The following is a 20,839-nucleotide window of genomic DNA, read 5'->3' as shown; positions in this document are numbered from 1 at the left end:
CGCCGTGGCCCGTAGACCGTGGAACCCGCGCCGAACGCCCATCGAGCCAAGGCCCTTTGATAATGCGCAACCCCGTCGATACCGTGCCACCCCTGCCCCGCATCTACGCCCTGGACCCACAGGAGGCGGAGCAAAGCTGGGACAGCGCGCCGCAACTGCTGGCGGCGCTCAACGCTGCCCGGCTGGGCGCCTGGAGCTGGGAAATCGATACCGGCCGGATCAGCTGGTCCCGAGGCACTCAGGCCCTGTTCGGCTTCGACCCGCGCCAGCCGCTGCCTGAAGACCTGGAGTACCTGGACCTGCTGGCCCCCGAGGACCGCGCCAAGGTGGTCCGGGCCTTTCATGCGGTGCTGGCCGGCGAACCCGCTGTCCAGGCCATGCACCACCGTATCCAATGGCCCGATGGCAGCCTGCACTGGCTGGAAATCAACGGCAGCCTGCTACCGGACAAGGCCGGGCGTCGGCGAATGATCGGGGTGATCCGCGAAATCACCCACCAGCGCGAGCGCGAACACGCCCTCAGCCATTCGGAAAAGCGCTTCGCCACCCTGTTCCATTTGTGCCCGCTGATGGTCCTGCTGACCCGCCAGGCGGACGGCCTGATCAGCGAAGCCAACCAGTATTTCGAAAGCCTGTTCGGCTGGCCGTTGGCCGATGCCATTGGCCGCAGCACATTGGAGCTGGGCCTCTGGGTACACCCGGAACAACGCGCGCATCTGGTCAAGGCCACCCAGCGCAAAGGCGCCCCCATCACCATGGAAGTGCAGTTTCGCGCCAGCAACGGGCAGGTCCACGATGGCACCCTCAGCGCCCAGAAAGTCGAGCTGGACGGCGAGGACTACCTGATCAGCACCTTCCTCGACACCACCGAGCGCAAGAATGCCGAGCAGGCCCTCAAGGACAGCCAGGAACGCCTGGACCTTGCCCTGGACTCGGCGCAACTGGGCACCTGGGACTGGCACATCCCCAGCGGCATGCTCTATGGCTCGGCCCGCGCCGCCCAACTGCACGGGCTGGAACCCCAACCGTTCCACGAATCCTTCGAGGCCTTCTTTGAAGGCATGCCCCAGGAAGAGCGCGAGAGCATGCGCAACGCCTACCGCACCCTGCGCGAAGGCCCGGCGGGCAACTACCAACTGACCTACCGCGTGCAACTGGAAGACGGCAGTTCGCGCTACCTGGAAAGCCGCGCCCGCCTGTATCGCGATGACACGGGCGTACCGTTGCGAATGGCCGGGACCCTGCTCGACATCACCGACCAGGTTGAACGTGAGCAGCGCCTGATCGCATCCGAAGAAAAATTCGCCAGCCTGTTCCTCGCCAGCCCCGACCCAATCTGCGTGACGCGCCTGGAGACCGGCCAGTTTATCGAGATCAACCCGGCCTTCACCCAGACCTTCGGCTGGACCGCCGCCGAGGTGCTCAACAACAACGCCGAGCAGATCGGCTTGTGGGAGGAGTCCAGCCAACGCCTGCAGCGCATCGAGCAGGTGATCCGCGAACAATCCCTGAGCAACGTGGCAATCACCGTTCATCACAAGAACGGCCAGACCCTGAACTGTGTGATATCCAGCCGCCTGATCCAGGTCAGCGACCAACCCTGCATCGTCACCACCCTGCGGGACATCACCCAACAACAACGCTCGGAAGCGGCGCTCAAGGCCAGCGAAGAGAAGTTCGCCAAGGCCTTTCATTCCAGCCCCGATGCGGTGTCGATCACCGAGCGCGATACCGGGCGCTACGTGGAGGTCAATGACGGCTTCTGCCGCCTCACCGGCTACCGCGCCGAAGAAGCGATCGGCCTGACGCTGTACCAGATCGGCATCTGGGCCGATGAAAACCAGCGCGCGGCGTTATTGGCCGAGTTGCAGATCAAGGGCCGCATTCATCACCTGGAAATGCTCTGGCACAACAAGCGCGGTGAAGTGCTGGCGGTTGAAGTGTCGGTGGAGCCCATCACCCTCAATGAAACCCCCTGCCTGTTGCTGACCGCCCGGGACGTCAGCCTGCTGAAAAACGCCCAGGCGCAGATTCGCCACCTGGCCTATCACGACCCGCTGACCAACCTGCCCAACCGCGCCCTGTTGATGGACCGCCTGAGCCAGCAGATCGCCCTGCTCAAGCGCCACAACCTGCGGGGCGCCCTGCTGTTTCTTGACCTGGACCACTTCAAGCACATCAACGATTCCCTCGGCCACCCGGTAGGCGACACGGTGCTGAAGATCGTCACTGCACGCCTTGAAGCCAGTGTGCGCATGGAAGACACCGTGGCACGTCTGGGCGGCGATGAGTTTGTGGTGCTGCTCAGCGGCCTGGAAGGCACGCGCCCGCAAGTCAGCACTCAAGTCCAGGAGCTGGCCGATACCCTGCGCGAACTGTTATCCGAACCGATGTTCCTGGATGGCCACCGCCTGCAAGTCACCCCGAGCATCGGTGTGGCGCTGATCCCCGATCACGGCTCAACCCCGGCAGATTTGCTCAAGCGCGCCGACATCGCCCTGTACCGGGCCAAGGATTCAGGGCGCAACACCATCCAGATGTTCCACAACAGCATGCAGAAAACCGCCAGCGAGCGGCTGCGCATGGAAACCGACCTGCGCCTGGCCCTGGCCCGCGGCGAGTTCAGCGTGCATTACCAACCCCAGGTGGATGCGCGCGGCAACACCATCGTCGGCGCCGAGGCCCTGGTGCGCTGGCAACATCCGCAGTTGGGCGCACAGTCCCCGACGGAATTCATCAAGGTCCTGGAAGACAGCGGCCTGATCCTTGAAGTGGGCACCTGGATCCTCGACGAAGCCTGCAGCACCTTCGCGCAGTTGATTGCCGAGGGCCTGGTAGACCCGCTGAACTTCAGCCTGTGCGTCAACATCAGCCCGCGGCAGTTTCGCCAGAATGATTTTGTCGAACGGGTAGAACGCAGCCTGCGCAACCACCACCTGCCTTATACCTTGCTAAAGCTGGAAATCACCGAAGGCATCGTGATCCAGAATCTGGACGACACCATCAGCAAAATGCGCCGCCTGAAAAAGCTCGGCGTGAGTTTTGCGATGGATGATTTCGGCACCGGCTATTCGTCGCTGACCTACCTCAAGCGCCTGCCGGTGGATGCGCTGAAGATCGACCAGTCGTTTGTGCGCGACGCCACCCATGACCCCAACGATGCGGAGATCATCCGTGCCATTGTGGCCATGGCGCGCAGCTTGAACCTGGACGTCATTGCCGAAGGAGTGGAAACCCCTGAGCAACTGGCGTTTTTGCAGGGGCTTGGGTGTCATTTGTATCAGGGGTATCTGCACAGTCGGCCCTTGCCGGTGGAAGGGTTCAGGCAGGTACTGAAGCGAATGCCCCAGGCCACTTCATCGGAATAAGTTGCACCGGATTTTCCTGATGGGCAGCTGCTTTTTGAGCCTGTAGGTTCAAGTGCTTTCCATTTTCGGGCACACCTACCATGCAGGATGCAAAGCACTCCCCGGCGCTGCTGGGCGGCGCCTCGAGATAACCGGCGCCAGGGTTGATGGACACCATGGGAGCAGACAGGGCATACAGCCAATGCTGTTGAATTTCATCCATGAGCAGGAGGTTCCAGAGTCGATGAGAGTAGCCGAGGCCAACTACCTATGCGGACACAGATTGCAAGGCATATGCAGCCGGCTACCATCGGACTTGTCTTTTCTGCGCGCAGAAAAAAGACCACGAGATCTCGTGGCCTGTGTTTCTCAAACTCTGCACCTTTAAACCTAAACCAGCGTTAGCGCGGTGCCCTCTTCATCCATCCAGCTTGATGATTTCAGTGGGTGTTTATACCCGTAATCATCAAAAGCCCCATCAACGACGACAACAGAATGCATGAAGTTCGCCAACGTGCCGGTTGCACCATCTGCCAGCGCCTGGACGCTGCTGCTTCGGGTAAAGGCGAACAAACCCAGGCGCCGCAGTGCATCACCGGGGGTCTCGCCATCATTGAGCGTGCTCATCGCCGCTTCAAAGCTCTCGCCGGCACGAAACTCGTGGTTCTCCATTTGCGCCCGCTTGGCGCTGACGGCGTACAGGAAATTCGCATCCTTGAGCAGGCCGGCGTCGGTGCCTTTGAAATTCGAGTGTTCGCGGGCTGTTTTCAGTTCTGCATGGGTCAAGCTCACCTTGCTGGAATCGCGCATCGTCACGGTGTAACCGTCGCGGGTCTCGGTGATGTTTTTATAGATGCCCCGGGGACTTTGCCCATACTTCATCATCGCCGCCTTGATCGCCGATACCGTGACACAGTTCCCCTCGACACCTTGATAGAATCCACTCCAGATATCCCCAGGCCTGACCCCGACCGGTACATTGGAAATAGGTGGGGGCCGCGTGCTTGAACCAACGGGCACTCCGTCCGGTACCTCCTCGGCGAGCATGTAGCCATAAGATTTGACGATAGATGGCTTGTCACCATTGCTGTGCTGCAGGCCATCCAGTACCAAGGCACTCGAATAGCCAAAAGTACTGACCACCCCCACCGCGCCCTGCTCCTGCATCTTGGCGGGTGGCACGATGCGCAAGAAGCCAGTCATGCCCAAGCCCTTCAACACGCGGTATTCCGTATCGCCTTTGAGCGTGTTCGATAAAACCTTTTCAAACGATGCCCCAGGCTCCTGGTCACCGCGGGTCATCTGCTTGCGCTTCGTGTACGCCGCCAGCATGAAGTTGGCCTGCTTCACCGCGTCGGGGTTGTTCCCAGCGAATCGCGAGGCCGTGGTCGCTTGCTGCAACTCTTGCCGGGAAAAATGCAGTTCGAAACCGTCCTTCATCGTGATGTTATAACCGTCTCCCGCCGGGGTGACTTTCTCGAACATATCCGTGGCGTCTGGACCAAACCTCATCATCATCATTTTTATGACGCAGGCATGGCTGCTGCCATCAACAACCTCACCGAATCCTCGCTCGGCCGCGTTAAATCCGCTGAGAATGTCAATGGGCTTGCGGCCACGCCGGGTGGACGGCGTATCGACGTGGGGAACATCGACCGGAGCAACCGGCACATCCCGCTTGACCGGCTTAGCCGTTTGCCCCTCCTTGTCCAGCACGTAGACGTAGGGACGGTCGGGGCGATATTGACGGTCAAACCGATGCGCCACCCCATCCCGGATCAACGCGGCACCGAAGTTATGCGCCTCCATGACGCCGACGGAGTTCCTGCCGACGAGTTGCTCCGAAGGGATCTGCTGCATAAAACGGCCCATGCCCATGCCCTTGAGCAGGTTCGATGCAGTCTCACCCTGTAAGGACGTGGTCAAGGCCGCGTTAAAGCTGCTGCTGATACGGCTGTCGGAGCTGGACAATTGTTTGCGCTTGACGAAGACAGCCAATGCGAAATTCGCGTTTTCCACTGTACTGGCATCACCACCGACAAATCTCGACGCTGAGGCAGTGCCATGCACTTCATGATCGGAAACATGCAACTTATAACCGTCTTTCAGCGTAACGTCATACCCCGAGCCAACGCGCTTTACTTCATCAAATAGATCAGCGCGCGCAGGACCGAAGGTCGATATCATCATCTGGATAACAGCAGAATGGCTGCTCGTATCAAAATGCTCACCGAACTGTCGCTCGGTAGAATTCAAAGTACTTACACTGTCGACGGATTTATTTTCACCCCCGTATACACGCGCAGGATGATGGACCGCCGTACTCATTGCATAACCCGTATTCATCGTAATCATGGAGCACTCCTTTAAAGGGCGAACACACAATAGCCCGTGGTAAACGCTGCCACCTGCACGTTGCGTTCAGGCATAAAAAGAAAGTGCATGAACACGGCATACAGTATTTTCTGCACGCGATGAACTGCACTCAGTCAGATAATAAGTTCAACAAGATCTAGTTATAGATTTAACGTGTTGCGCAGCAACGATCATCTTCTTATTGTTTTATGGACGGCCCGTTAGCCAACCAATGCAATAGCCCGTCCAAACCGCGGTCTTCCCGCTTTAGTCCCATACATCTCCTCACACCCATCAACCACTGCTACAGAGTGCCTGCTCCTGTTGACCATACCGATCAATGATTTATCAGCAAACGCACTGACCGGAACTTCTTTCATATGCTGGCGCAAGCCCAGACGCTTGAAGCCTTCCCCGGGCCCCGTTTCGTCCTCACCGTCGTTGAGGCTGTTAATCGCGGATTGAAAGCTCCTGCCTGCAGTCCCGTCATTGTTTTCCAGCATCGCTCGCTTGGCGCTGACGGCAAATAGAAAGTGCGCATCCTTGAGCATGCCGGGATCGCGCATCGGGACAAACTTCGAGCCACGCCTGGCTTGGGCCAATTCATCCTTGCTCAAATCCAGCGCGTACCCGTCACGCATGACAATGTGATAGCCATCACCCTTGGCTTGAACAGACTTGAAGATATCGGTCGGGCTTTGACCGAACTTCGCCATCGCCGCCTTGATCGCCGAAATGGTCACGCAATTACCGTCAGGGCCCTGGCGAAAACCGTTCCATATATTTGCCGGCTTGGCGCCGTTGCGCTTATCGGACAGATCAGGGAGCGGCTGCTGTGTTGGATCCGGCAGGGGTGCATCCGGCTTGGGCAGCACTGCCGGCGGGGGTGCAGGCGTTACCTTGGTCGCCACTGTATTCGCCAGTTCCTTGCCCGCCAGCAGGCCTTGCAACTGTGTAAAAAACTGGGTGAACAGTTCGAGGAGCTTTGCTAACAGCGGGGTGTCGCTGGCTGTGTTCCCAACGGTACTTTGATCGTTATTACCGAACGATGAGAGGACTTGGTTATTAACGAATACCGGCTGCACGGGAACCGATCGTCCTGGTGTGTTGCCGGTTTGCGAATGTTGATAATAGTTTCTGACCGCGCCCGCATTATTGATTTCTGAACAAGACATATAACCATCCTTCATCAAGGGCCCCCCGACGGTTTTTATCGGGAGCGCCTTGTTGAAAAAAACTGAGGAAGTGGCCGACTTACCTGCTTATCCGGCGGCCGGGATTAAACCGCCAGTCGTTGTCGAACGCTCGACGCCTGCCGCTGGTTTCGAACTCAAAGAAATCCTCAGACGGCCCTGGCGAAGTGATGTCCGGCTCCGGCTTATCCGGCTTCGGAGCATCTGGTTTAGGCGCATCCGGCTTCGGTGGGACCGGAGCGTCTGGCTTCGGCGGAACTGGCACGTCTGGCTTCGGCGGGACCGGTGCATCGAGCTTCGGCGGAACCGGCACGTCTGGCTTCGGCGGGACCGGTGCATCGGGCTTCGGCGGAACTGGCACGTCTGGCTTCGGCGGGACCGGTGCATCGGGCTTAGGCGGGACCGGCACGTCCGGCTTCGGCGGGACCGGTGCATCGGGCTTCGGCGGAACTGGCACGTCTGGCTTCGGCGGGACCGGTGCATCGGGCTTTGGCGGGACCGGCTTCGTTGCATCCGGGTGAGGGCAATGGCAGTTCATCACTTGGACCGTGACGTTCACGTCGGAACTGCTCCGGGCGTTCGGCTGCACGTCCTTGCCCGATGCGGGGTCTGGCCGGCGGGGCTCTGGCAGGGGTTTAGGCGTTACCTTAACCTCGGAACTCGGGAACGCTGGATTGTTTGCTGGCTTGTCTTTCTGTACCGACACCTCAGGGTTGGTACCGGACTTGTCCTTGAGTGCAGTGTTCAATACCGGCAAGTTGGTCTCGGCTTTGTCCTTGGCTACAGTGTTCGGCACTTGCGAATCAGTCCCCGCCTTGTCCTTGGCCGCAGTGTCCGGCACATTCGATTTACTGTCCGCCTTATCCTTCACTGGAGTATCGCTACTCTTCTCGGGTTTAGGCAGCGGGCCAGCATCGGGTACCAACTTGGGCATCCCGCCCTGTCCGGACAGCATGTTCCGTATGGCCTTGAATGCATATTCAAACAACTCGAACAACTTCTCGAGTGCATCCTTGTTGAAGGTGAAGGTTCCATCCGTCACCACGGCGGGATTGTTTTTCAATACTGTGCCGGGCGTATTCGCCCGGATTTCGCCGGCGCTCTTGTCGACAGACTTTGGCAGGTCTGCATTCTGCTGATTGAAGTCATTAGTCAAGCGAGGGAAATTATTGACCGACAAATTAGACATAAACAAATCCTTATTCAGTGATTGCCAAAACTCCTTCAGCGGTCTGCAAACAGACCGTCCAGGTTCTGGACTGGAAACAAACCCGAGTGCTGCACACTCCCTACTTTCGTGGGTGTTGCGAGCATCGGGTTCCGAAAATCGGCCTTCACATAAGGAAATCAAATGAAAATAGAGACTTTATCCTATGGACTTTCCGTAAAACATCATGCTTACCCAGTGGTCGCCGTGGGCAAAATGGATATATCAGGCAACAGTCAGCCGTTAAGGCAAATTGATGAAATCACTCACCCACGCCAGTCATTCATATCTGTGTTATTGCGCGCGCCCCTCATACTCCAACTAAAAAAACTTAAAAATATGCGCCGCTGACACCGCAAGACTCTGTAGCAAACAAGAAACTTGCTCACATATATAAAGCAATCAAAAAGCTCTAGTCACGTGCCCACAAACACTCGCTGTTAACGATCCGTGGCCTTATTTCAAGCAAAAAAAAGGGCGCCCACGGCACCCTTTCCTACTGAATTGAAACGCTTATATATATGTACTCAATTTTGCAGCGCAACCGAATCAGGCCCCCCTAACAATCGTCCTACCTGCTCCAGGTCGGTTTCCCGCCGCATCAGCGTAAATAGTTCAACTGCTTCGGGATAGTTGCGGGTCAGCATCGCCAGCCATTGCTTCAAGCGTCCCGGCGCCTGACGCTCGGTCAATTGCTCAACGGATTGCCGCCAGAATTCCTGGAGCATGGGTTGCATCTGCGCCCAAGTCATCTCGACCACCTCTTCCCCGGCCCGCGCGGCAGCAATCTGCCGGGCCAGGTCGGGACGAGCCACCAGGCCGCGACCGAGCATGATGTCTTCGACACCACTGATTTCGCGACACCGCCGCCAGTCTTCAACGCTCCAGATATCACCGTTGGCGAACACTGGCACCTTGACCACCTCTTGCACACGCGGGATCCACTCCCAATGCGCCGGAGGTTTGTAGCCGTCAGCCTTGGTGCGGGCATGCACCACGATATGCGCTGCGCCGCCTTCGGCCAGGGCCGTGGCGCACACCAGGGCACCGTCGGGGCTGTCGAAGCCCAGGCGCATCTTGGCCGTGACGGGAATATGTGCCGGCACCGCACGCCGTACGTGTTCGACGATCTGGTTAAGCAGCTCCGGCTCCTTGAGCAGCACCGCACCGCCACGGGACTTGTTCACGGTCTTGGCCGGGCAACCGAAGTTGAGGTCAACCACCTGAGAGCCCAGCTCACACGCCAGGGCGGCGTTTTCCGCCAAACACACCGGGTCTGAACCGAGTAACTGCACACGCAGCGGCACGCCGGCAGCGGTCTTGGCACCGTGCAGCAACTCAGGGGCGAGTTTGTGGAAATAGGCAGGCGTCAGCAAGCGGTCGTTGACCCGGATGAACTCGGTCACGCACCAATCAATACCACCGACCCGGGTCAGCACGTCCCGCAGGATGTTGTCGACCAACCCCTCCATGGGCGCCAAAGCAATTTGCATGGAAAACACTCAACGAAAAACGTGGCGCAGTTTACTGGTTTCAGACGCTGGCAGGTAATTCGCCTTGCAGCGCAGGGCCATAACCCTCAAGAAATTCCGACGGCATGCGCTTGGGCTTGCCGCTGGACAGTTCGATGCAGACAAAGGTGGTTTGCGCTCGCAGCAAGGTAGCGCCATCACGCGGGCGTACCAGCTGGAAGCGTCGGGTCATTTTCAGGCGCTGGTCCCAGTCGACGATCCAGGTCGCCAACTGCAGCTCATCGCCTTCGTAACCGGCGGCGAGGTAATCGATCTCATGACGCACCACGGCCATCGCGCGATCCAGCCTGCGGTACTCGCTAAGGTCCAGCCCCAGGCGCTGGGAATGGCGCCAGGCGCAGCGTTCGAGCCAGGACACGTAAACGGCGTTGTTGGCGTGCCCCAGACCGTCGATGTCTTCGGCACCGACCTGCAGATCAATGATAAATGGCGTTGCCAAATCCCAGCCCATGGGGTGCTCCCGGTCGATTAATGTCGGCGGCGAGCAGTGTAACCCATGGCTCAGGCGGTTTGGCGCTCCGGCACGTGGCGGCCGGCCAGCAGCGCCAGCACGCCTTCGATCACACGCGGATCCGCCAGCACTTTCTGGTGCCCGCCCTGCTCCAGGCGCAGCAGGCGGCTGTCGAACCAGGCGTCATGGATGAGCTGGCAAGCCTTGACCGAGACGAAGGTATCGTCTTCGGCATGCACGATCAGGCCCGGGATATTCATTTGATAGTGGGCGACATCGAGGTGCTTGAGAGGCATGCCCATCGTCAGCTCGACCTCCTGGATAAACGCCGAACGCGCTCGCGCCGGCAAACCGACCATGCCGGCAAAGCCGCGCAGTACGTCGAGAAACCGCGAGGGTGCGGCGATGCTGACCAACGCCTTGGTGCGCAAGCCCAACTGCACCGCCAACATCGCGCTGGCCCCACCCATGGAGTGACCGACAACCGCATGCAGCGGTGGCAGTTCGGCAGCCGCTTCCAGCATGGCACGGGCAAACAGCAGCACATGGGCTTCGCGCCCCGGCGAACGCCCGTGAGCCGGACCATCCAGCGCAACCACCGAATAACCCGCCTCCACCAATGCGCTGATCAGGCTGGCGAATTGCGTTGGGCGCCCTTCCCAGCCGTGCATCAACAGCACCGCAGGGCCCTGGCCCCACTTCAGCGCCGACAGGCCGAAACGCAAAGTGATGCGCTCGGACTGCGCCAGCAGCGGCAGCTCCCAGTCACGGGGCGGCAAATCGCGAGGCGTCATGAACACCCGACGCATCTTGCTGGCCACCGTTTGCGGCGCCAGCCGGCCCAAGGTGCCATTGACGCCACGAATCCATTTCAACGTGCCCATCGCTCATCCCTCAGGCCAGAAGCCGTTCTTAACGCACTGCGGACTTGGCCGCACGCAATACACGATCCGATAACTCACCCGGGCCCAGGGCGCGGGCCAGCGACAAGCCACCGATCATCAGTGCCATGTCGGCCAAGGCCTTGTCGGTGTCTTCCGGGCTGGCGGCCAGCTGTGCCGCCATCAGTTCGCAGTGTTCGTTCAAGGCCTGGCGAAATTCGTCCGGCAGGCGGCTCATCTCGCCCACGGTGGACGGGATCGGGCACGCCTGGCTGGTGGAGTCACGGTGTTTACGCGACAGGTAGAACGCTGCGACCAGCGCGCGACGCTCTTCACCGGTCAGCGAGGAGTCCATGTCATCGACGGCGGCGCGACGCCGGGCCAGCAACTCGGTGAAGGCCTCCAGCATCAGTGCGTCCTTGCTTTCAAAGTGCGCGTAGAAACCGCCGACGGTGAGCCCCGCCGCGCCCATCACTTCGCCCACACTCGGCTCGGCCGGGCCGCGTTGTACCAGGGCGGCGCCGGCCGCTTGCAGAATGCGTTCGCGGGTTTGCGCTTTTTTATCGTTCATCGTTGCCTCCGAATCTCATGCTTCGAATATTATTACCATAATAATATTTCGCAAGCCACAGGCATGACCATTGGTCAGAAGAACATTCAGGGAAAAAGGAAGGAGGATTGGCCAAACGCCAGACAAACAAAAGGGCCATTCAATAATTGAATGACCCTTAAAAATCCCGCAGAGCGGGTAATCGTGGCGTCCCCTAGGGGACTCGAACCCCTGTTACCGCCGTGAAAGGGCGGTGTCCTAGGCCACTAGACGAAGGGGACACAAACCTTCTGTACAACTGATCAGCGCTGAGAACTGATCGAATTCAAGGACGGTGTGGCCAGACCTTGAACCTGTAAATTGGTGGAGCTAAACGGGATCGAACCGTTGACCTCTTGCATGCCATGCAAGCGCTCTCCCAGCTGAGCTATAGCCCCGGATTTTTCGCCTCGCGGCGCAGCAGACCTTTCGAACTGCTTGTTGAAACTGGCGTCCCCTAGGGGACTCGAACCCCTGTTACCGCCGTGAAAGGGCGGTGTCCTAGGCCACTAGACGAAGGGGACACAAACCTTCTATACAACGTGATCAGGCTGAGTCTGATCGAATTCAAGGACGGTGTGGCCAGACCTTGAACCTGTAAATTGGTGGAGCTAAACGGGATCGAACCGTTGACCTCTTGCATGCCATGCAAGCGCTCTCCCAGCTGAGCTATAGCCCCTCGTCGGTGAGGACGGGGCGAATCTTAATGGCGTATTCGAAACGTGTCAAATTTATTTTCAACAATTTTCAAAATTTTTTGCCGAGATAACAATCACTTACCGAGCAAACCCCGGAAAACCGGGGTTTGGCCGTTACAACAGCGTGCTTAAGCGATAGCGCCCAGCAGCTTTTCCCATTCCTTGTTTTCTTTCTTCGACACACCACCAAGCAAATCAAGGGCTTGGCGCAGACGGAAGCGAGTCAGGTCCGGGCCCAGAATTTCCATCGCATCGAGCACCGACACCGAACTCGCCTGCCCGGTGATCGCGGCAAACATCAGCGGCATGGCATCGCGCAATTTCAGCTCCAGGGATTCAACCACCGCCTGGATAGTCGCGGTAATCGCATCCTTCTCCCACTGGCGCAGGCTTTCGAGCTTCCACAGGATCAACTGCATTAACTGGCGAACCTGGTCACCCGAGAGTTTCTTCGACTCAAACAGCTTCACGTCCGGGTTCACGCCACCGGCAAAGAAGAAACTCGCCAACGGTGCGACCTGGCTGAAGGTCTCCACCCTGCCCTGCACCAGCGGCGCGATCTTCATCATGTACTCGGGGTTCAACGCCCACTGCTGCACGCGGCTGGCGAACTCTTCCACCGGCAGGTCACGCAGCCACTGGCCGTTGAGCCACGACAGTTTCTCGATGTCGAAGATCGGCCCACCCAGGGACACACGAGACAGGTCGAAGTGATCGACCATTTCCTGCAACGAGAACTTCTCGCGCTCGTCCGGCATCGACCAGCCCATGCGGCCCAGGTAGTTGAGCATCGCTTCGGGCATGAAGCCCATGCGCTCGTAGAAGGTCACCGAGGTCGGGTTCTTGCGCTTGGACAGCTTGCTCTTGTCCGGGTTACGCAGCAGCGGCATGTAGCACAGCTGCGGTTGTTCCCAGCCGAAGTACTCGTACAGCAGGATCAGTTTCGGCGCCGATGGCAGCCACTCTTCGCCACGCAGTACGTGGGTGATGCCCATCAGGTGGTCGTCCACCACGTTGGCCAGGAAGTACGTCGGCAGGCCGTCGGTCTTCATCAGCACTTGCATGTCCATGCGGTCCCACGGGATCTCGACGTCACCGCGCAGCATGTCCGGCACCACGCACACGCCTTCGCTCGGCACCTTCATACGGATAACGTGCGGCTCGCCGGCAGCCAGGCGCCGGGCCACTTCTTCCTTCGACAGCAGCAGTGCGCGGCCGTCATAGCGCGGGGTTTCACCACGGGCCTGTTGCTCGGCACGCATCTGGTCCAGCTCTTCGGCGGTGCAGAAGCACGGGAAGGCGTGGCCCATGTCGACCAGTTGCTGGGTGTACTGCTTGTAGATGTCGCTGCGCTCGCTCTGGCGATACGGGCCGTGGGGGCCGCCGACGTCCGGGCCTTCAGCCCAGGTAATGCCCAACCAGCGCAGGGCATCGAAAATCTGCTGTTCCGACTCGCGCGTGGAGCGCAGTTGATCGGTGTCTTCGATCCGCAGGATGAATTCACCGCCATGCTGCTTGGCAAAGCAGTAGTTGAACAAGGCGATGTAAGCAGTACCTACGTGGGGATCCCCAGTAGGCGATGGCGCGATGCGCGTGCGGACGGTGGTCATGGCGGGTCTCGAATTGGCGATAAAACTGAAAATGAAACAAGGGGCGAATGGTAACAGCCCCAAGCCCTTAGGCTCCAGCGTGGGGAGGCGAACAAAGGGCATATGAGACAAGCTCCGGTCTCAAGTCTCGACATGGCTATTTGCCAGACCGTTCGCTGGATATATTCCATTACCTTTTGTCGACGACATTATTGCCATGCCTGCCCCGCTCAAACGCCGCCTGTTTATCTTCCTGTTTATCGTGGTCCTGATCGCCGCGGGCTTTTTCGCCCAGTGGTTCTTCAAGGGCCGTTTTTATGAAAGCACCGACAACGCCTACGTCCAGGGCGAGATCACCCGGGTCTCCAGCCAGCTGGGTGCGCGCATCGTCGAGGTGCTGGTGGGCGACAACGAGCACGTGGAAAAAGGCCAACTGCTGGTCAAGCTCGAAGGCGACGACTTCCACCTCGCCGTCGACCGCGCCAACGCCGCCCTGGCCATGCGCGAAGCCGAGCGTGTGCAGGCCCAGAGCAAACTGACCCAGCAAGCCAGCCTGATCGCCGCCGGTGCAGCCAAGGTCTCGTCCAGCCAGGCCACCCTCGGCCGCTCGCAGATCGACCTGAACCGCGCACAAACCCTGCGCAAACCCGGCTATGTCTCCGAAGAACGGGTCACCACCCTCGACGCCGACAACCACATCGCCCGCTCCCAGGTGACCATGGCCCAGGCCGACCTGCAGGGCCAGCGCCAGCAGGTCAACGCCCTGAACGCCGAGATCAAGCGCCTCGACGCGATGATCGCCAACGCCAGGACCGACCTGGCCCAGGCCGAACTGAACCTGACCCGCAGCGAAATCCACGCGCCCACCAGCGGCCTGATCGGCCAGCGTGCCGCGCGCAACGGTCAATACGTACAGGCCGGCGCCTACCTGCTGTCGATCGTCCCGGACCAGGACATCTGGGTGCAGGCCAACTTCAAGGAAACCCAGATCGGCCACATGCAGCCTGGGCAAAAGGCCGAGCTGACATTCGACGCCTACAGCGATACTCCGATCGAAGGCCGCGTCGCCAACCTGTTCGGCGCCTCCGGCGCGCAATTCAGCCTGCTGCCACCGGACAATGCCACGGGCAACTTCACCAAAGTCGTACAACGGATTCCGGTCAAACTGACCTTCGCCACCGACAACCCGCTGCAGGGCAAAATCCGCCCGGGCATGTCGGTGACGGTCAAAGTGAACATCCAAGACCCGCAAGATGGCCGGTGATCAACTGCTGCCGCCGGTAGGCGAGCCGAGCCGGCGCGACTGGATAGCAGTCATGAGCGTGATGCTCGGCGCCTTCATGGCAGTGCTCGACATCCAGATCACCAACTCGTCCCTCAAGGACATCCAGGGCGCGCTGTCGGCCACCCTGGAAGAAGGTTCGTGGATTTCCACCTCCTACCTTGTGGCCGAAATCATCATGATCCCCCTCACCGCCTGGCTGGTGCAGCTGCTGTCGGCGCGTCGGCTGGCGGTGTGGGTCTCGGGCGGGTTCCTGATCGCCTCGCTGATGTGCTCCATGGCCTGGAGCCTGGAAAGCATGATCGTATTCCGCGCGCTGCAGGGCTTTACCGGCGGCGCGCTGATCCCCCTGGCGTTCACCCTCACGCTGATCAAGCTGCCCGAACATCACCGCGCCAAAGGCATGGCCATGTTCGCCATGACCGCCACCTTCGCCCCGTCCATCGGCCCGACCATTGGCGGTTGGCTCACGGAAAACTGGGGTTGGGAATACATCTTCTACATCAACATCCCACCGGGCCTGATCATGATCGCCGGGCTGCTGTACGGCCTGGAGAAAAAGGACTCCAACTGGGACCTGCTCAAAAGCACCGACTATCTTGGCATCGTCACCATGGCCGTGGGCCTTGGGTGTTTGCAGGTGTTTCTGGAAGAAGGCCATCGCAAGGACTGGCTGGAATCCAGCCTGATTGTCAGCTTGGGCACTGTCGCCCTGCTCAGCCTGATCACCTTTGTGATCGTGCAGATGTCCAAGCCCAACCCGCTGATCAACCTGCGCATCCTCGGCAATCGTAATTTCGGGCTATCGAGTATTTCGAGCCTGGGGATGGGCGTGGGGTTGTATGGCTCGATTTATCTGCTGCCGCTGTACCTGGCGCAGATCCAGAACTACAACGCCCTGCAAATCGGCGAAGTGATCATGTGGATGGGGGTTCCGCAGCTGTTTTTGATTCCGCTGGTGCCCAAGCTGATGAAATACGTGTCGCCCAAATGGCTATGTACGCTGGGGTTCGGGCTGTTCGGGTTGGCGAGTTTTTCATCGGGGGTGCTGAACCCGGACTTTGCCGGCGACCAGTTCAACCGCATCCAGATCATCCGTGCGTTGGGGCAGCCGTTGATCATGGTGACAATTTCGTTGATTGCCACGGCATACATCATGCAGAAGGACGCGGGGTCGGCGTCGAGCCTGTTCAATATCCTGCGAAACCTGGGCGGGGCGATCGGGATTGCGTTGCTGGCGACGCTGCTGGATGCACGCACCAAGACCTACTTTGATTACCTGCGTGAGGCGATTGTGCCGACCAATCCACAGGTGGCAGAGCGCATGGCCAGGCTGACGGAGACGTTTGGGAGTGAGACGGCGGCGTTGGGCAAGTTGAGTGAGATAGCGCATCAGCAGGCGCAGATCATGGCTTACAACGATGCGTTCCATTTTGTAGGGTTGGCGCTGGGGATCAGTATGGTGGCGATCTTGTTGACCAAGGCGTTGCCGGCGGGGCTTAAGGCTGGGGAAGCCCACTGAAATAACCTGTGGCGAGGGANNGAATGCCTCACTGGACGCTCCGCGTCCGCTCTTGGGACGCAGAGCGTCCCGGGCTGCTTTCCCACGCAGAGCGTGGGAACGATCATCAGACCGCCAGCAACCGCTCCCGCAACTTGCCAATCTCATCGCGCATCTGCGCCGCCGCTTCAAACTCCAGATCCCGCGCCAACTGGTACATCTTCTCTTCCAGCTGGCGAATACGCTTGGTGATCTCGCTCGGCGAACGCAATTCCGCTTCGTACTTGGCATTCTCCTCCGCAGCCTTGGCCATACCCTTGCGCTTCTTGCTGCGCGAACCCGGCACCGTTGCGCCTTCCATGATGTCGGCCACGTCCTTGAACACACCCTTCGGCGTGATGCCATGCTCAAGGTTGTAGGCAATCTGCTTGTCGCGACGACGCTCGGTCTCGCCAATCGCCCGTTCCATGGAACCGGTAATCCGGTCCGCATACAGAATCGCCCGGCCATTCAGGTTGCGCGCCGCCCGGCCAATGGTCTGGATCAACGAGCGCTCGGACCGCAGGAAGCCTTCCTTGTCCGCATCCAGAATCGCCACCAGGGACACTTCCGGCATATCCAGGCCTTCACGCAGCAGGTTGATCCCCACCAGCACATCGAACGCCCCCAGGCGCAGGTCGCGGATGATTTCCACGCGCTCCACGGTGTCGATGTCCGAGTGCAAATAGCGCACGCGCACGCCGTGGTCGGCCAGGTAATCGGTCAAGTCTTCGGACATGCGCTTGGTCAGCGTGGTGACCAGCACCCGCTCCTCCAGGGCCACGCGCTTGGTGATTTCCGAGAGCAAGTCATCCACCTGAGTCAGCGCCGGGCGGATTTCGATTTGCGGGTCCACCAGGCCGGTCGGGCGCACCAGTTGCTCAATCACACGCCCGGCATGTTCGGCCTCGTAGTTACCCGGCGTGGCCGAGACAAAAATCGTCTGCGGGCTGATGCCTTCGAACTCGTCAAAACGCATCGGCCGGTTATCCAGCGCCGATGGCAGGCGGAAGCCGTATTCCACCAGGGTCTCTTTACGGGAACGGTCACCTTTGTACATCGCGCCCACCTGCGGCACGCTGACGTGGGACTCGTCGATCACCAGCAAGGCATCGTCCGGCAGGTAATCGAACAAGGTAGGTGGCGCCTGCCCGGACTCGCGGCCCGAGAGGTAGCGCGAGTAGTTTTCGATGCCGTTGCAGTAGCCCAGCTCGAGGATCATCTCCAGGTCGAAGCGGGTGCGCTGTTCCAGGCGCTGGGCTTCCACCAGCTTGTTGTTGGAACGCAGGTATTCCAGGCGCTCCACCAGCTCAGCCTTGATGCCCTCGATGGCGCCCATCAGGGTTTCGCGCGGGGTCACGTAGTGGCTTTTCGGGTAGAAGGTGAAGCGCGGCAGCTTGCGGATCACTTCGCCGGTCAACGGGTCGAAGGCCGACAGGCTCTCGACTTCATCGTCGAACAGCTCGATGCGGATCGCTTCCAGGTCGGATTCCGCCGGGTAGATGTCGATCACATCGCCGCGCACGCGGAAGCTCGCCCGGGCGAAGTCTATGTCGTTGCGGGTGTATTGCAGGCTCGTCAGGCGACGCAACAGTTCGCGCTGGTCGAGTTTGTCGCCGCGGTCGACGTGCAGCACCATCTTCAAATAGGTTTCCGGGCTGCCCAAGCCATAGATGCACGACACCGTGGTGACGATGATCGCGTCCTTGCGTTCCAGCAGCGCCTTGGTCGCCGAGAGCCGCATCTGCTCGATGTGGTCGTTGATCGAGGCGTCTTTCTCGATAAAGGTGTCGGACGACGGCACGTAGGCTTCCGGCTGGTAGTAGTCGTAGTAGGAAACGAAGTACTCCACCGCGTTGTTCGGGAAGAACGCCTTGAACTCGCCATACAACTGCGCGGCCAGGGTCTTGTTCGGCGCCAGCACCAGGGTCGGGCGGTTCACCTGGGCGATCACGTTGGCGATGCTGAAAGTCTTGCCGGAGCCGGTCACCCCGAGCAAGGTCTGGTGCGCGAGGCCGGCCTCAATGCCTTCGACCATCAGGCGGATGGCTTCCGGTTGATCGCCGGCAGGCTCGAAGCGGGTGACTAGCTGGAAATCCGACATAACGTACCTCTTGAGTCACCCCGGGGCCGGAAAAAGCAACGGGGACGAAAAAGACCGCGACCCGCGACTGTTCGGCGCAGGTTGCAGGAAAAAACCATGATAGCTGTAGAAGTGGAGGCGAATGTGACGGGTTTCAAGGCAATCGTCCTACATGCCGTTGGTCACCCATGTTGCAATAAGACTAACGGTCGGTAAATAAACCGAAAAACTTGGCCGAAAAGCCGTTTCGGCTGTCGCCGTGAGCAGTGATGGCCTCTATACTAGCTCCCCGTTTGTGCACCGCTCTAGTGCATTCGGCTGGAGCGCGACACGTCCCTCCACTCTCTATAGAGCTGCCGCAAAAATGAGCCTGTTCTCCGCTGTCGAAATGGCACCACGCGATCCAATCCTGGGCCTCAACGAAGCATTCAACGCCGATACCCGAACCACCAAGGTGAACCTTGGCGTGGGCGTTTACTGCAACGAGGAGGGGAAGATTCCACTCTTGCGTGCCGTTGCCGAAGCGGAAGCCATTCGCGTGGCGCAACACGCCGCCCGTGGCTACTTGCCGATCGACGGTATTGTCGCCTACGACCAGGCCGTGCAAAAGCTGCTGTTCGGCGCGCAATCGCCGCTGATCAGCTCCGGCCGCGTCATCACCGCCCAAGCGGTCGGCGGCACCGGCGCCCTGAAAATCGGCGCTGACTTCCTCAAGCAACTGCTGCCCAACGCCGTCGTCGCCATCAGCGACCCGAGCTGGGAAAACCACCAGGCGCTGTTCGAAAAAGCCGGCTTTCCGATGCAAACCTATCGTTACTACGACGCCGCCACCCACGACGTAAACCGCGCCGGCCTGCTGGAAGACCTCAACGCCCTGCCGCCACAGTCCATCGTCGTGCTGCACGCCTGCTGCCACAACCCGACCGGCGTCGACCTGAGCCCGGCCGACTGGCAACAAGTGCTGGACGTGGTCAAGGCGAAAAACCTCGTGCCGTTCCTCGACATGGCCTACCAGGGCTTTGGCGACGGCATCGACGAAGACGCCGCTGCGGTGCGCCTGTTCGCCGAGTCGGGCCTGACTTTCTTTGTGTCCAGCTCGTTCTCCAAGTCGTTCTCGCTGTACGGCGAGCGCGTGGGCGCCCTGTCCATCGTCACCGACTCCAAGGAAGAAAGCGCGCGCATCCTGTCCCAGGTCAAGCGTGTGATCCGCACCAACTACTCCAACCCGCCGACCCACGGCGCGGCGATCGTGGCAGCGGTGCTGAACAACCCTGAGCTGCGCGCCCAGTGGGAAGCGGAACTGGCGGAAATGCGCCTGCGCATTCGCGGCATGCGCGAGCAGATGGTGGCTGACCTGGCCAAGGCTGCTCCGGGCCACGACTTCAGCTTCGTCGGTCGCCAGCGCGGGATGTTCTCCTACTCCGGCCTGAGCGTTGAACAAGTGACACGCCTGCGTAGCGAGTTTGGTATCTACGCGCTGGATACCGGTCGTATCTGTGTGGCGGCGTTGAACCAGAAGAACATCGATGCCGTGACCAAGGCCATCGTTCAGGTGCTGTAAGCCTGTTGTGATGCAAAAAAAGGGGAAGCCGGTGGCTTCCCCTTTTTCATTCTGAAAACCGCGCCTCCTGTGGCGAGGGAGCTTGCTCCCGCTGGGCGGCGAAGCGGCCCCAAAACCTGCCACCGTGAACTTTATGAATGAATGCGGTGCCTGAACTGGGGCTGCTGCGCAGCCCAGCGGGAGCAAGCTCCCTCGCCACAGGGTGGGTGGTTTGCCTTCAAGAGCGGGTGTTCAGCCCCTAAAAATTCGCTGCTTTCAGTCCGCTGCCCCTAGACTGACAGCAAGACAGTCCCTTCCCCTTGAGTATCCTATGAGAAACGACGACCTGGACCTGCGTGCCGACCGCGACGAACTGGACCACTTCACCCCGCGCCCACCCCCCGTCAAGCGCCAGAAAAGCCTGGTGCTGCAAGTCGCGCTCGGCGTATTCCTCGGTGGTTTGGCCTTATGGCTGGTGCAACTGGGCGCCGGCGCCCTGATGGCCAAGCTGGCCATGGGCACCTTCCAGTTCGGCGGCTGACAAAGATCAAA

15 protein-coding genes and 4 tRNA genes are annotated in these 20,839 nt (G+C 59.8%); 6 read left to right on the top strand and 13 right to left on the bottom strand.

Features of this window, described 5'->3' with window-relative positions; translation table 11 throughout:
* Positions 1 to 62 precede the first annotated feature (62 nt).
* A complete protein-coding gene (locus HX786_RS28640; protein ID WP_178912922.1) occupies positions 63 to 3,368 on the top strand; it encodes a bifunctional diguanylate cyclase/phosphodiesterase in 3,306 nt (1,101 codons plus the stop codon).
* A 369-nt stretch (positions 3,369 to 3,737) separates the two neighbouring features.
* Here the strand turns inward: HX786_RS28640 and HX786_RS28635 are convergent, their stop codons facing one another.
* The 3 genes from HX786_RS28635 to HX786_RS28625 all read right to left on the bottom strand — a co-directional run bounded on the left by HX786_RS28635 (position 3,738) and on the right by HX786_RS28625 (position 8,084).
* Positions 3,738 to 5,702 (bottom strand): hypothetical protein, encoded by a 1,965-nt coding sequence (locus tag HX786_RS28635; RefSeq protein ID WP_178912921.1) that lies wholly within the window; start codon positions 5,700 to 5,702, stop codon positions 3,738 to 3,740.
* Positions 5,703 to 5,923: 221 nt separating this feature from the next.
* Positions 5,924 to 6,892 carry a hypothetical protein gene (locus HX786_RS28630; RefSeq protein WP_256344008.1) on the bottom strand — a complete coding sequence of 323 codons (969 nt, stop codon included), beginning with the start codon at positions 6,890 to 6,892 and terminating at the stop codon, positions 5,924 to 5,926.
* Between the two features lie 64 nt (positions 6,893 to 6,956).
* Positions 6,957 to 8,084: an adhesin gene (locus HX786_RS28625; RefSeq protein WP_178912920.1), complete on the bottom strand. Its 1,128-nt coding sequence runs from the start codon at positions 8,082 to 8,084 to the stop codon at positions 6,957 to 6,959.
* 162 nt (positions 8,085 to 8,246) lie between these two features.
* On the opposite strand from HX786_RS28625, the gene HX786_RS28620 reads away from it, so the two are divergent.
* Positions 8,247 to 8,453 carry a hypothetical protein gene (locus HX786_RS28620; protein WP_023659019.1) on the top strand — a complete coding sequence of 69 codons (207 nt, stop codon included), beginning with the start codon at positions 8,247 to 8,249 and terminating at the stop codon, positions 8,451 to 8,453.
* A 176-nt stretch (positions 8,454 to 8,629) separates the two neighbouring features.
* Here HX786_RS28620 and HX786_RS28615 read toward each other — a convergent pair whose 3' ends face one another.
* The 9 genes from HX786_RS28615 to gltX all read right to left on the bottom strand — a co-directional run bounded on the left by HX786_RS28615 (position 8,630) and on the right by gltX (position 13,863).
* On the bottom strand, positions 8,630 to 9,595 hold the full coding sequence (locus tag HX786_RS28615) for a tRNA-dihydrouridine synthase (protein ID WP_178912919.1): 966 nt from the start codon (positions 9,593 to 9,595) through the stop codon (positions 8,630 to 8,632).
* Positions 9,596 to 9,635: 40 nt separating this feature from the next.
* Positions 9,636 to 10,085 carry a thioesterase family protein gene (locus HX786_RS28610; RefSeq protein ID WP_177009373.1) on the bottom strand — a complete coding sequence of 150 codons (450 nt, stop codon included), beginning with the start codon at positions 10,083 to 10,085 and terminating at the stop codon, positions 9,636 to 9,638.
* Positions 10,086 to 10,135: 50 nt separating this feature from the next.
* Complete coding sequence (locus HX786_RS28605; RefSeq protein WP_178912918.1) at positions 10,136 to 10,969, bottom strand: alpha/beta hydrolase; 834 nt, start codon at positions 10,967 to 10,969, stop codon at positions 10,136 to 10,138.
* A 28-nt stretch (positions 10,970 to 10,997) separates the two neighbouring features.
* Positions 10,998 to 11,537, bottom strand: coding sequence for a TetR/AcrR family transcriptional regulator (locus tag HX786_RS28600; RefSeq protein WP_003214462.1), 540 nt, complete (start codon positions 11,535 to 11,537; stop codon positions 10,998 to 11,000).
* Between the two features lie 184 nt (positions 11,538 to 11,721).
* Positions 11,722 to 11,797: transfer RNA gene (locus HX786_RS28595), tRNA-Glu, on the bottom strand.
* An 80-nt stretch (positions 11,798 to 11,877) separates the two neighbouring features.
* Positions 11,878 to 11,953 (bottom strand) — tRNA-Ala (locus HX786_RS28590).
* Between the two features lie 50 nt (positions 11,954 to 12,003).
* Positions 12,004 to 12,079, bottom strand: a tRNA-Glu gene (locus HX786_RS28585).
* Positions 12,080 to 12,158: 79 nt separating this feature from the next.
* A tRNA-Ala gene (locus HX786_RS28580) sits at positions 12,159 to 12,234 on the bottom strand.
* Between the two features lie 147 nt (positions 12,235 to 12,381).
* The gene (gltX, locus tag HX786_RS28575) at positions 12,382 to 13,863 is read right to left on the bottom strand and encodes a glutamate--tRNA ligase (RefSeq protein ID WP_102368519.1); all 1,482 of its coding nucleotides are present in this window, start codon (positions 13,861 to 13,863) and stop codon (positions 12,382 to 12,384) included.
* A 196-nt stretch (positions 13,864 to 14,059) separates the two neighbouring features.
* Between gltX and HX786_RS28570 the strand changes: the two genes are divergently transcribed.
* Positions 14,060 to 15,106 (top strand): HlyD family secretion protein, encoded by a 1,047-nt coding sequence (locus HX786_RS28570; RefSeq protein ID WP_178912917.1) that lies wholly within the window; start codon positions 14,060 to 14,062, stop codon positions 15,104 to 15,106.
* Positions 15,096 to 16,646: an MDR family MFS transporter gene (locus tag HX786_RS28565; protein WP_008438772.1), complete on the top strand. Its 1,551-nt coding sequence runs from the start codon at positions 15,096 to 15,098 to the stop codon at positions 16,644 to 16,646. The genes HX786_RS28570 and HX786_RS28565 overlap by 11 nt, the downstream gene beginning before the upstream one ends.
* 106 nt (positions 16,647 to 16,752) lie before the next feature.
* On the opposite strand, the gene uvrB is transcribed toward HX786_RS28565, so the two are convergent.
* The gene (uvrB, locus tag HX786_RS28560) at positions 16,753 to 18,768 is read right to left on the bottom strand and encodes an excinuclease ABC subunit UvrB (RefSeq protein ID WP_008438773.1); all 2,016 of its coding nucleotides are present in this window, start codon (positions 18,766 to 18,768) and stop codon (positions 16,753 to 16,755) included.
* Between the two features lie 343 nt (positions 18,769 to 19,111).
* Between uvrB and HX786_RS28555 the strand changes: the two genes are divergently transcribed.
* Positions 19,112 to 20,308, top strand: a complete 1,197-nt coding sequence (locus tag HX786_RS28555; RefSeq protein ID WP_178912916.1) for an amino acid aminotransferase — start codon at positions 19,112 to 19,114, stop codon at positions 20,306 to 20,308.
* 310 nt (positions 20,309 to 20,618) lie between these two features.
* Positions 20,619 to 20,828 (top strand): hypothetical protein, encoded by a 210-nt coding sequence (locus HX786_RS28550; protein WP_003214473.1) that lies wholly within the window; start codon positions 20,619 to 20,621, stop codon positions 20,826 to 20,828.
* The last annotated feature ends 11 nt before the right edge of the window (positions 20,829 to 20,839 follow it).

This window comes from Pseudomonas sp. 21615526 (assembly GCF_013386245.1).
Classification (GTDB): domain Bacteria; phylum Pseudomonadota; class Gammaproteobacteria; order Pseudomonadales; family Pseudomonadaceae; genus Aquipseudomonas.
The sequence above is the reverse complement of the archived record's forward strand: the minus strand, read 5'-3'. Positions and strand labels throughout refer to the sequence as shown.